This is a genomic window from Niveispirillum sp. FG148, from assembly GCF_057809655.1.
The window spans coordinates 90,253-100,852 of sequence record NZ_JBMDKJ010000023.1 but is presented as its reverse complement, the minus strand read 5'-3'; the positions used below and the strand labels follow the sequence as shown (position 1 = coordinate 100,852).

At 66.2% G+C, this 10,600-nt stretch carries 11 protein-coding genes; 5 read left to right on the top strand and 6 right to left on the bottom strand.

Annotated features, from left to right (window positions below; genetic code table 11):
• Positions 1 to 156 precede the first annotated feature (156 nt).
• The 5 genes from ACODTW_RS20840 to ACODTW_RS20820 form a co-directional block, all read right to left on the bottom strand.
• Positions 157 to 1,026: a DNA-3-methyladenine glycosylase family protein gene (locus ACODTW_RS20840; RefSeq protein WP_488948002.1), complete on the bottom strand. Its 870-nt coding sequence runs from the start codon at positions 1,024 to 1,026 to the stop codon at positions 157 to 159.
• A gap of 2 nt (positions 1,027 to 1,028) precedes the next feature.
• The gene (locus ACODTW_RS20835; RefSeq protein WP_488948001.1) at positions 1,029 to 1,709 is read right to left on the bottom strand and encodes an ABC transporter ATP-binding protein; all 681 of its coding nucleotides are present in this window, start codon (positions 1,707 to 1,709) and stop codon (positions 1,029 to 1,031) included.
• Positions 1,710 to 1,713: 4 nt separating this feature from the next.
• Positions 1,714 to 2,964 (bottom strand): lipoprotein-releasing ABC transporter permease subunit, encoded by a 1,251-nt coding sequence (locus ACODTW_RS20830; protein ID WP_488948000.1) that lies wholly within the window; start codon positions 2,962 to 2,964, stop codon positions 1,714 to 1,716.
• Positions 2,957 to 4,195, bottom strand: coding sequence for a lipoprotein-releasing ABC transporter permease subunit (locus tag ACODTW_RS20825; protein ID WP_488947999.1), 1,239 nt, complete (start codon positions 4,193 to 4,195; stop codon positions 2,957 to 2,959). Before ACODTW_RS20825 ends, ACODTW_RS20830 begins: the two co-directional genes overlap by 8 nt.
• A 93-nt stretch (positions 4,196 to 4,288) precedes the next feature.
• Positions 4,289 to 4,903 carry a phytanoyl-CoA dioxygenase family protein gene (locus tag ACODTW_RS20820; RefSeq protein WP_488947998.1) on the bottom strand — a complete coding sequence of 205 codons (615 nt, stop codon included), beginning with the start codon at positions 4,901 to 4,903 and terminating at the stop codon, positions 4,289 to 4,291.
• A gap of 227 nt (positions 4,904 to 5,130) precedes the next feature.
• Between ACODTW_RS20820 and ACODTW_RS20815 the strand changes: the two genes are divergently transcribed.
• The 4 genes from ACODTW_RS20815 to ACODTW_RS20800 all read left to right on the top strand — a co-directional run bounded on the left by ACODTW_RS20815 (position 5,131) and on the right by ACODTW_RS20800 (position 7,668).
• On the top strand, positions 5,131 to 6,081 hold the full coding sequence (locus ACODTW_RS20815) for an alpha/beta hydrolase (RefSeq protein ID WP_488947997.1): 951 nt from the start codon (positions 5,131 to 5,133) through the stop codon (positions 6,079 to 6,081).
• A gap of 80 nt (positions 6,082 to 6,161) precedes the next feature.
• On the top strand, positions 6,162 to 6,740 hold the full coding sequence (locus tag ACODTW_RS20810; RefSeq protein ID WP_488947996.1) for a TetR/AcrR family transcriptional regulator: 579 nt from the start codon (positions 6,162 to 6,164) through the stop codon (positions 6,738 to 6,740).
• 14 nt (positions 6,741 to 6,754) lie between these two features.
• On the top strand, positions 6,755 to 7,045 hold the full coding sequence (locus tag ACODTW_RS20805) for a YciI family protein (protein ID WP_488947995.1): 291 nt from the start codon (positions 6,755 to 6,757) through the stop codon (positions 7,043 to 7,045).
• 11 nt (positions 7,046 to 7,056) lie between these two features.
• Positions 7,057 to 7,668 carry a DNA-3-methyladenine glycosylase I gene (locus tag ACODTW_RS20800; protein ID WP_488947994.1) on the top strand — a complete coding sequence of 204 codons (612 nt, stop codon included), beginning with the start codon at positions 7,057 to 7,059 and terminating at the stop codon, positions 7,666 to 7,668.
• A gap of 3 nt (positions 7,669 to 7,671) precedes the next feature.
• Here ACODTW_RS20800 and ACODTW_RS20795 read toward each other — a convergent pair whose 3' ends face one another.
• Positions 7,672 to 8,844: a cytochrome-c peroxidase gene (locus ACODTW_RS20795; protein ID WP_488947993.1), complete on the bottom strand. Its 1,173-nt coding sequence runs from the start codon at positions 8,842 to 8,844 to the stop codon at positions 7,672 to 7,674.
• A gap of 162 nt (positions 8,845 to 9,006) precedes the next feature.
• On the opposite strand from ACODTW_RS20795, the gene ACODTW_RS20790 reads away from it, so the two are divergent.
• The gene (locus ACODTW_RS20790; protein ID WP_488947992.1) at positions 9,007 to 10,533 is read left to right on the top strand and encodes an acid phosphatase; all 1,527 of its coding nucleotides are present in this window, start codon (positions 9,007 to 9,009) and stop codon (positions 10,531 to 10,533) included.
• Positions 10,534 to 10,600 lie beyond the last annotated feature (67 nt).

Sequence of the window (10,600 nt, the reverse complement as noted above, 5' to 3'; positions counted from 1 at the left end):
GGGCCAGTAAGTTCTGACTTCTGGCCCTGGTATCGACCGCGACGGCGGCCGCACGGGCGCGTGCCCGCGAAGCCAAGGCCCGCGGATGCGGGCCGCCCGACGTTTGAGGGGCCGGAAAGAGCCGACCACAGGTCGGAACTTTTTCCGGTATTGGCATCAGGTCCAGCCCGCCCACAGATGCGCCGTGGCTAGGCTGCGCCACGGTGCGAAGGGGCGCATCAGCGCCTCCTGCTCCGCCGGGCTGGGCCGATGGTCCAGCCCGTGGAAATTCTGCAAGGCCGCTGCCAGCCCGGCATCACCCACCGGGGCCACATCGGGAAAGGCACAGGCGCGCAACAGGACATAGGCCCGCGTCCAGGGGCCGATGCCCTTGATCCCCGTCATCGCCGCCTCGGCACCCGCCGCATCGCCCTCGGGCAGCGCCTCGAAATCGATGCCGGCCGAGGCGATGTTGATCAGGTAAGCCGCCTTGGAGCGGGAGAATTTCAGCGTACCCAGCAGGTCGGGGTCCAGGGCGGCAATCCCGGCCGGGGTCGGGTGCGCCTTCATGCCCGACGCATGCGGAATGCCCGCCAGATCGATCAGGGTGCGGCGCAATTGCCCAGCGAAACGCAGATTGACCTGCTGCCCCACCACGGCCCAGCACACGGCCTCGAACACGCCCGCCGTCTGGGCTAAGCGCAGGCCGGGGCCGCAGCGGGACAGCAGCCGTTCCACCTGCGGGTCGGCGGCGGCGGCCTGTTCCAGGCCCGACACATCGATGGCCACGCCCAGCATGCGGGCCACGGCCTTGCCGATCAGCGCCGCTTCGACTGCTGTCACATCGCCGGGATCGGCCGTCAGGGCGGCGCGCCCCTCCTCCAGGGTGATTTCCACCTTGATGGCCCGGCCCGCGGGGGCCAGCAGCTTGGTGATGACATTGCCCGAAACCCGCTCCGACAGCCCGTCCGGGTCGCGCCCATGGTAGGACAGGACCCAGTCGGCCCGGTATCCCGCGGGCAAAGCGATGTCGGGCAGCCTTTCCATGGTCAATGCGCCACCAGCACGCCGTCGCGCATCTCCACCACCCGGTCCATGCGCTTGGCCAGGTCCAGATTGTGGGTGGCGACCAGGGCGCCCAGCCCCTGTTCCCGCACCAGCCCGGCGAACAGGGCAAAGACGGTTTCGGCCGTATGCATGTCCAGATTGCCCGTCGGTTCATCCGCAATCAGCAGGCGGGGACGGTTGGCCAACGCGCGGGCAATGGCCACCCGCTGCTGCTCCCCGCCCGACAGCTTGGCCGGGCGGTGGCCGGCGCGGGCGGACAGGCCGACCAGCCCCAGCAGCTCCCGCGCCCGTTCCCGCGCCTTGGCGCGCGGCACACCGGCCAGCATCTGCGGCAGGATGATATTCTCCTCCGCCGTGAATTCGGGCAGCAGGTGATGGAACTGATAGACGAAGCCGATCTTGTCGCGGCGGATGGCGGTGCGCGCCGCATCCGACAGGCCGTCGGCCTTCTGCCCGGCAATCTCGATCCCGCCGCGGTCGGCATGTTCCAGCAGGCCGGCAATATGCAGCAGGGTGGATTTGCCCGCCCCGCTGGGCCCCACCAGGGCCACCATCTCCCCGGCCTTGATGGCGGCATTCACCCCGCGCAGCACATGCAGCGGGGTTTCCACCTGGGTGAAGCTGCGGTGGATGTCAGTCAGGCGCAGGACGATGTCACCCATATCTCTACTCATATCGCAGGGCTTCGACGGGGTCGAGATTGGCCGCCCGCCAGGAAGGGTAAAGGGTCGCCAGCAGCGACAGCGCCACAGAGGCCAGCGCCACCTGGGCCACCTGCCACGGATCGGTGAAGGAAGGCAAGGCGGACAGGAAATAGATGTCCGAATTGAACGGATCGACTCCTGATACCGCCTTGATCAGTTGCCGCAATTCTTCCATGTGCCCCGACAGGCCCAGGCCCAGCGCCACCCCGGCCGCCGTGCCGGCCACGCCGATGGACGCACCCGACATCAGGAAGATGCGCAGGATGGTGCCCCGCCCGGCGCCCATGGTGCGCAGAATGGCGATCTCCCGCCCCTTGTCCTGCACCATCATGATCATGCCGGAAATGATGTTGAAGGCAGCGACGACGACGATCATGCCCAGGATCAGGGTGACGACATTGCGCTGCGTCTCGATGAAGCCGAAAAAGGCGCCGTTGACCTGCGCCCAGTCGCGGACATAAAGCCCGGCCGGAAATTGCCGCGTCAGGTCGCCCAGCCTGGCGCGGGCCTGCTGCGGATCGTCCAGCATCACCTCCACGGCCGTCACCGTGTCGAACAGCTCGAAAAAGGACTGGGCCGTCGACAGGTCCATCAGCACCAGGGCGCTGTCAAACTCCGACACGCCCAGGGCCACGATGCCATTGACGGTGAAGCCGCGCGACCGCGGCGCCCCGCCGCGTCCATCGATATTGGGCGACAGGATGGTGATGCGGTCGCCGACCTTGATCCCGGCCTTTTCCGCCAGACGCGCGCCGATGGCCACGCCGTCGCCGTCCGCCAGCGTGCCCTCCACCAGCGCCTGCGCAAAGGCGGGCCGCGCCGCCATGTCGGCCGGCCGCAGCGCCTTGACCAGCACCCCGCCGGCATAGTCGCGGAAGGACAGCAGCCCCTGTGCATCCACGCTGGGCACCGCCGACACCACGCCCGGCACCTGCGCCACATTGCGCAGCAGCAGGTCGGTGACGGGGAAGGTGCCCTTGCCATCCATGGCCACGACATGCCCCTGGAAGCCCAGCACACGGGCCAGCAGGTCGCGCTGGAACCCGTTGAAAACGGAGAGCGAGATCAGCAGCGTCGCCACGCCCAGCGCGATCCCCAGGAAGGAGAAGCCGGCGATGACGGAAATGAAGCCTTCCTGCCGCCGCGCGCGCAGGTAACGCAACGCGATCCAGCGTTCGACAATGCCGAACATGCGGGTCTTCCCCTCAGCCATGGCGCAGCGCCTCCACCGGGTCCAGGGCGGCGGCCCGGCGGGCGGGATAGAAGGTGGCCCCCACCGACAGCAGCAGGCCGACGGCCACCACCAGCGTCACCTCCGCCCAATCGATGATGGCGGGCAAGGTGGTCAAAAACAGCAGCATCTGTGACCCGCCGATGCCGGGCACCTGACCCAGCGCCCGACCGATGGCCTGGACATTGACGGTCAGCGTCAGGCCCAGCACGAAGCCCACCAGCGTGCCCACGGCCCCAATGGAGGCCCCTGCCAGCAGGAAGATGCGCGAAATGCTGGCCGCCGGCGCCCCCATGGTGCGCAGAATGGCGATGGAGGCGGACTTGCCCCGCACCAGCATGACCATGGATGACACGATATTGAAGCTGGCGACCAGGATGATCAGGGTCAGCACCGTGAACATCGCCACCCGCTCCACCCCCAGCGCCGTCACCAGCCCCTTATTGGCCTCTCGCCAGTCGGTAACCTTCAGCCCCGGCCCCGCAATCGGGTCCAGCAGGCGGTGCAGCCCCTCCACATCCAGCGGCTTGTCCACGAACACATCAATGCCGCTGACGGCCGCCCCGCTGCGGAAGAACGCCTGGGCGGTGGACAGGGGCATATAGATCAGGCTGCCATCCTGTTCGGGCATGCGCAGATCGACCACGGCATCGACGGGAAAGGATTTCTTGCGCAGCATGGTGCCGAACGGTGTGGCCGTGCCCTTGGGGCTGATCAGCGTCACCTCGCCCCCCGACAGCAGGCCCAGCGACCGCGCCAGCCCATAGCCCAGCGCCACCCCATCCTCCCCCAGGTCGGCCGTGCCCGACACAATGGACCGCCCGACAATGGGCCGCGTCTTGAAATCCGCAACCTCCAGCCCGCGCACCTTCACACCCGTGGCCCGCCCTTCCACGGTGGCCAGTGCCTGGCCCTCCACCACCGGCATGGCGGCCACCACGCCCGGCGTGGCGCGAAGGCGGTCCAGCAGCGGCTGGTAATCGGCCAGCAGCCCCGTTTCCGGCGCGATGGCGGCATGAGCGCTCACACCCTGGATGCGGGAAATCATCTCCGCCCGGAACCCGTTCATCACCGACATGACGATGATCAAGGTCGCCACACCCAAAGCCACCCCGATGAAGGAAAAGCCGGCAATGACCGACACCGTCCCCTCCTGCCGCCGCGCCCGCAGGTAACGGAAGGCGACCATGCGTTCAAACGGCGTGAAGATCATCGGGGCTCGTCAGGCGGGGGACGGAACGGAAGCGGGTTTAGCCTTGCTTATAGGCGGAATTGGGGCGGGGGAGGAAGCCCTGGCGGCACCGGGTCAAGGATCGGACCAGCCTCCCCCGTCCATTGCCATCTCCACCGGCGCGAAATCCACATGCAGCACGCGGCGGCGGCGGGGCCGGCGGGCGGGGTCCGATCCATGCAGGAACAAAGTCGGATACGCCCAGGCATCGCCGGCCCGCGCCAGACAAAGGGCCATGCCGCAGCGTTCAACCACATCCGGCACCGCAGCCGCGCGTAGCCACCCGAACCGGTGAGAACCCGGTGCATAGAACAACGGCGCGTTATCTGCGTCCACATCGTCCAGATGCAGGCGGATGGTGACCATTCCCACCATCTGATCCTTGCCGGCCGCCAGATCCTGGTGCCAATGCGACACCCAATTGTCCCCCGGCACCTTGTCCAGAAACCGCATGCCTACCGGCGTGGCTGACGTGCCCAGCAGTTGCGCCGCCAGCCGTCCCAGCGCCCCTTCGGACCCGACCAGTTCACGCAAGGCCGGCACCCCCGGCAGCATCCGGTGATTGTCCGTCATCGGCAAGGGTGCCAGCGCCACCCGCAATGCCTCCACCGCGCTGTCATCCAGCAGGCCGGGGACATGCAGGGCACTGCGTTCATGGAACTGCTCGAAATCCAGGGTGGACACGGTCATTCTCTCAAATGGAAACGGGCAAAGCCTGGCATGGGCGGCCTTGAATGTCGAGGGGGCGACAATCTGCGATGGTACCAGGGTTAACCATACTGGCACCAACCGCCGCCGGCCAAACCGGTCCTCGACGGACATTCGCGCGACGCGTATCAAACCCACAGGACCGGGCGACCAATTCTTGAATAATTTCAATTATTTCAATCAGCCGGTCCGCAAGGGGGAGGTACAGGGTGATACGGGTATGGGCACATGCGGGGCGGCTGGCCGCCTTCCTCCTGGCGGGGCTCTTGATACTGTCACCGGCGGTTCGCGCGGCCGACAGCACGGTGACGGCAGGCAAGCTGGTCTTCCATGATGATCTGCCGTCGCAGAACATTACGCCCCGCCGCATCGCCGTCTGGCTGCCGGACGGGTACGACCAGGGCGATGACCGCTATGCCGTCATCTACATGCATGATGGCCAGAACCTGTTCGACGATGCCACCACCTCATATGGCCATGAATGGGGCGTGGACGAGGTGGTGACCGACCTGATGGCCCAGGGCAAGCTGCCCCGCACCATCGTGGTCGGCATCTGGAATACGGATAACCGCTGGGCCGAATATACCCCGGCCAAGGTGCTCGACGCGGCCAGCTGGCGCACCCGCTGGAGCATCTATGCCAACACGCTGCGCAAGCCTGTGTCGGATGCCTATCTGCGCTATCTGGTGCAGGAGGTGAAGCCGTTCATCGACCGCACCTACCGCACCAGACCGGATGCCGCCCATACCGTGACCATCGGGTCCAGCAGCGGCGCCCTGATCGCCACCTACGCCATGCTGGAATATCCCGATGTGTTTGGCGGGGCGGCGGCCGTGTCGGCGCATTGGCGCTCCATCGGCACCGACTTCCAGCCCTGGTGGCAGGGCGAAGTGACGCCCCTGCAGGCCATGACCGATTACGTCGCCGGCCGGTTCCCCGCCGATGGCGGCCACCGGCTCTATTTCGACCATGGCACCTTGAACCTGGATGCCAGCTATCCGCCCGAACATGCACGCATGGTCGCGGCCCTGACGGCGCGGGGGCTGGCGCCCGACCGGGACTTCATGTCCCGCCGGTTCGACGGGGCCGACCATAACGAACAATCCTGGCGCGCCCGCCTGGACATCCCCCTGCTCTATCTGCTGGGGGATCACCGGTGATCGCTCCGAACCATCCTTGACAGACCTAGGGCAATTGACCTAATCAATATTTAGGTCAATTGCCCTAGAGTGCATCTGCCATGACCGGCCCCGCCACCCGTGCCCAGATTGTGGAAGCCGCCGATACGCTGTTTTACCAGCGCGGCTTCGACCATACGTCCCTGGCCGACATCGCGCAGGCGGTGGGGATCGCGCGCGGCAACCTGACCTATCATTTCAAGGCCAAGGACGAGATTCTGGCAGCCGTTATCGACCGGCGGCTGGCAACGACGCAGGCCATGCTGGAAGGGTGGGAAGCGGCGGGCGACGGGCCGGCAGCGCGCATCCTGTCCTTCATCCGCATCCTGATCACCAACCAGACCCAGATCATGGCCCATGGCTGCCCAGTCGGCACCCTGTCGACCGAACTGGCGAAGCTGAACCATGTGGCCCTGCCGGATGCGGCCCGCGTCTTCACCCTGTTCCGCGTCTGGCTGACGCAGCAATTCACCCTGCTGGGCCTGGGTGACCGCGCCGATGAACTGGCCCTGCATCTGTTGGGCCGCAGCCAGGGGGTGGCGACGCTGGCAACAGCCTTCAAGGATGAAGATTACGTACGGCGGGAGGTGGCGGCCATGGAAGCCTGGCTGTCCGCCCTGACCCCATCCGCAAACCATTGACGCAGAGGCAACCCATGTTCGTCATCTTCCTGCGCTTCACCGTGGACAAGGAACGCGCGCCGCTTTTCATGGCCCTCCACAATGCCTGGCTGCGTCAGGGATTTGACGACGGCGTGTTCCTGCTGGCCGGTGGTCTGGATGCCGGACAGGGCGGGGCCATTCTGGCGCAAGGGGAAAGCCTGGATGCCATCCGTTCCCGTGTCGCCGCCGATCCCTTCGTGATCGAAGGCATCGTCACCCCGGACATCCACGCCATCGCCCCCGGCCGCACCGATGCGCGGCTGGATTTCCTGCGCGCCGCCTGACAGAGACCCCGATGGACAAGACCCTGCCCGGCCCCGATGGCCGTCCCCGCTGCCGCTGGTGCGCCTCGGCCCCGGAATTCCCGCATTACCATGATACCGAATGGGGTTTCCCCGTGGCCGATGACGGGCGGCTGTTTGAGAAACTGTGCCTGGAGGGGTTCCAATCGGGCCTGTCCTGGCGCACCATCCTGGCCAAGCGGGAAAATTTCCGCGCCGCCTTCCACGGGTTCGACATTGACGCCGTCGCCGCCTTTGACGATCGGGATGTCGAACGATTGCTGCAGGACGCCGGCATCGTGCGCCACCGCGGCAAGATCGAAGCCGCGATCAACAATGCCCGCCGCGCCCGCGAACTGGTGGCTGCCGAAGGCTCGCTGGCCGCCTGGTTCTGGCGGCACGAACCCCCGGCCGGGGAACATGGCCCGCCACAGTCAGCCTCCACCTCCCCTACCTCTGTGAAACTCTCCAGGGATCTGTTGAAGCGCGGCTGGAAATTCGTCGGCCCCACGACGATCTTCGCCTTCATGCAGGCCATGGGCCTGATCAACGACCATGCCGAAGGCTGCGTCATCCGGGAGGAAGCGGCCAGGGCCCGCCAGGCATTCCAGCCACCTGGCCGTTGACGCCTACCGTCCGCCCCATCCATCGCTTAACGTCCCCAGGAAGGCCACGATGGCCTCAATCTCCCCCTCGTCCAGCGCCGGCCTGTCACCCGGCTTGCCGCCAAAGGGCGGGTCCAGGTTCAGGTTGGCGCGGAAGGGTTCGGGCAAATCGTCATAGATATCCACGCCCCCATCCGCCCGGCGCGGATACCAGCGGCCGGGATCAATGTCGCGGGTGGCATAGAAGGCAACGGCATCCTTCAGGCTGGTGATGACGCCATTATGGAAGAAGCGTTGGCGCCTTGCCACATTGCGCAGGCTGGGCGTGCGGAACAGCCCGCAATACTCGGCCCGGCCCTTGAAATCCGTGCGGTCCGGGCCGCACAGGCCCAGATCGAAAAAGGCCGGGTCTTCATTGGCCGGGATATCCCGGTTGCGCGGCAGGCCCAGCGCGATCAGGCCGAAATCGGTGAAATGCGGCGGCGACCCGTCCACCCCCACCGCCGACTTGTGGCAGGACGCGCAATTGCCCTTGGCCGGATCATTGAACAGGTTCAGCCCAAGCACCTCCTGTTCCGTCAGGCGGGCCCGGCCCTTCAGCACGGCGTCATACTTGCTGCTATAGGGATAGAACAGGTCCGGCGTCTGCTGATAGGCCGCCAGCGCCGACAGGGCCGTGTTGACCAGGGCATCGTCCCCCGCCACCCCGGCCAGCGCCCGCAACCGGTCGGCATAGGGTGCCGCACGCAGGGCAGCGGCAACGGCGGCAGGGCCTTCGGCCGCCATTTCGAACGGCGAATAGAGCGGGGTGCGCGCCTGATCGGCGGTGCGGTCGACGCGCCCGTCCCAGGTCAGCCCGCCACTGGGGCCATTATCGACACTGTCATCCCCCACCTCGTCCCGGTCGAAATAATGCTCGGTAAAGTCGGGAACGGCCTGAAGATAGGTCAGGTTGGGCACGGCGCGGTGGCCGGGCTGGTCCAGGTTCTTTCCCCCCATTTCCACGGCCCGGTCCCCGCTGGGACCAAAGGCCGCAGCCGGTGCGTGGCAACTGGAACAGGCCATGCGCCCCGACCCCGACAGGCGGGGATCGCTGAAGATCTCCGCCCCCAATGCCCGCAGGTCGGCGGCCCGGCGATAGGCGTCGTCACGGCTCAACGGGGCAGCATAGGCCATTGATCCGACGGCAAGGCCCATCAGAAGTCCGGGCAATGTCATCGCCCATCGCCATCGTCCGCCCCGGCTTACCATACGCGTCCTTCCTGCCCTTCCATCCCGTTGCCGCCGGCCGCTTCAACAAATTGCCAATGGTGCGGCATCGGTGGGATAGTCACCGCCTTCGTCATCACGAGCCTGGCCATGATCCGCACCCGTTCATTCCTGTCCGCCCTGCTGCTGTCCGCCACCGCTGTCGCCCCGGCAGGGGCCGCCCCCGCCAAGGGCCTGGACGCCATCCAGACTGTGGTCGTGATCTATGCCGAAAATCGCAGTTTCGACAATCTCTATGGCCATTTTCCCGGCGCCAACGGGTTGAAGAATGCCACGGGCGAGTCGATGGTGCAGCGGGACCGCGACGGGCGACGCATGACGGAACTGCCGCCCGTCTGGGGCGGGCTGACGGCCAAGGGGGTGACACCCGCCATCACCCAGGATCAGACGGCGCATCTGCCCAACGGCCCCTTCGCCATCGACGATCCCAAGGGCTTCAACCAGCCCTTGTCGGTGGCGACACAGGATCTGTGGCATCGCTTCTATCAGAACCAGATGCAGATCAATGGCGGCCGCAATGACGGGTTCGTGGCCTGGGGCGACACGGGCGCCCTGGTCATGGGCCATTATGACGGGTCCAAACTGCCGCTGTGGAAGGTGGCGCAGCGCTATACGCTGGCCGACAATTTCTTCATGTCCGGTTTCGGCGGGTCGTTTTTCAACCATCAGCAACTGATCTGCGCCTGCGCGCCCGTCTATCCCGACGCCGACAAAAGCCCGGCCAAGGACCTGATCACGAAAGTGGAGGATGATGGCATCACCCTGAAGCTGGCGGAGAATTCACCGAAATCCGCGCTGGAAGGGCGGCCCAAATATCTGAAGGACGGCAACCTGACGCCCGACTTCTACGCCGTCAACACCATGCAGCCCCCCTATCAACCCTCCAACAACAAACCGGCCCCGGGCGGTGACCCGGCCTTTGCCGATCCGGCCAAGCCCACCACCCTGCCGCCACAGAATGCAACCACCATTGGCGATCTTCTGTCGGCAAAGGGGATCAGTTGGGCCTGGTATGGCGGGGCCTGGCAGGCCGTGCTGAACGATGGCAACCAGGAACCGGTGCCCAACCTGCAAACCCATCACCAGCCCTTCAACTATTACGCCAATTACGCACCCGGCACGGCGGCGCGGGCCGAACATCTGCGCGATGGCGGGCTGGCCGGCGTGGAGTTCATCAAGGCCGTGGACGAAGGCCGCCTTCCCCAGGTCAGCTATTACAAACCGCAGGGCAACCTGAACGAACATGCGGGCTATGCCGAGGTGTTGAGCGGCGACCAGCACATCGCCGACATCGTGGCCCATCTGGAGAAAGGCCCGCAATGGCAGCACATGCTGGTCATCGTCACTTATGACGAAAATGGCGGCTTCTGGGACCATGTCGCCCCGCCCAAGGGCGACCGCTGGGGCCCCGGCACCCGCATCCCGGCCCTGATCATCTCGCCTTTCGCCAAGAAGGGTTTCGTCGACCACACCCAGTACGACACCGGCTCCATCAACCGCTTCCTGGCCCGCCGCTTCGGCCTGCCGACGCTGCCGGGGATCAAGCTGCGCGATGACGCCCTGGCCGCCAACGGCCAGAAGCCCATGGGCGACCTGACCGCAGCGTTGAATTTGTGACCCCTATTGCCGGTGGGCGGCAGTGCCTAAATGGTTGTGTTCTGTAGGTCGACTTAACGCACCGGAC

What these genes read in the sequence shown, in the direction of transcription:
- ACODTW_RS20795 (WP_488947993.1), bottom strand. Translation starts at nt 8,844, where the DNA reads ATGGGCCTTGCCGTCGGATCAATGGCCTATGCTGCCCCGTTGAGCCGT.
- ACODTW_RS20840 (WP_488948002.1), bottom strand. Translation starts at nt 1,026, where the DNA reads ATGGAAAGGCTGCCCGACATCGCTTTGCCCGCGGGATACCGGGCCGAC.
- ACODTW_RS20810 (WP_488947996.1), top strand. Translation starts at nt 6,162, where the DNA reads ATGACCGGCCCCGCCACCCGTGCCCAGATTGTGGAAGCCGCCGATACG.
- ACODTW_RS20805 (WP_488947995.1), top strand. Translation starts at nt 6,755, where the DNA reads ATGTTCGTCATCTTCCTGCGCTTCACCGTGGACAAGGAACGCGCGCCG.
- ACODTW_RS20790 (WP_488947992.1), top strand. Translation starts at nt 9,007, where the DNA reads ATGATCCGCACCCGTTCATTCCTGTCCGCCCTGCTGCTGTCCGCCACC.
- ACODTW_RS20835 (WP_488948001.1), bottom strand. Translation starts at nt 1,709, where the DNA reads ATGGGTGACATCGTCCTGCGCCTGACTGACATCCACCGCAGCTTCACC.
- ACODTW_RS20820 (WP_488947998.1), bottom strand. Translation starts at nt 4,903, where the DNA reads ATGACCGTGTCCACCCTGGATTTCGAGCAGTTCCATGAACGCAGTGCC.
- ACODTW_RS20830 (WP_488948000.1), bottom strand. Translation starts at nt 2,964, where the DNA reads ATGGCTGAGGGGAAGACCCGCATGTTCGGCATTGTCGAACGCTGGATC.
- ACODTW_RS20825 (WP_488947999.1), bottom strand. Translation starts at nt 4,195, where the DNA reads ATGATCTTCACGCCGTTTGAACGCATGGTCGCCTTCCGTTACCTGCGG.
- ACODTW_RS20800 (WP_488947994.1), top strand. Translation starts at nt 7,057, where the DNA reads ATGGACAAGACCCTGCCCGGCCCCGATGGCCGTCCCCGCTGCCGCTGG.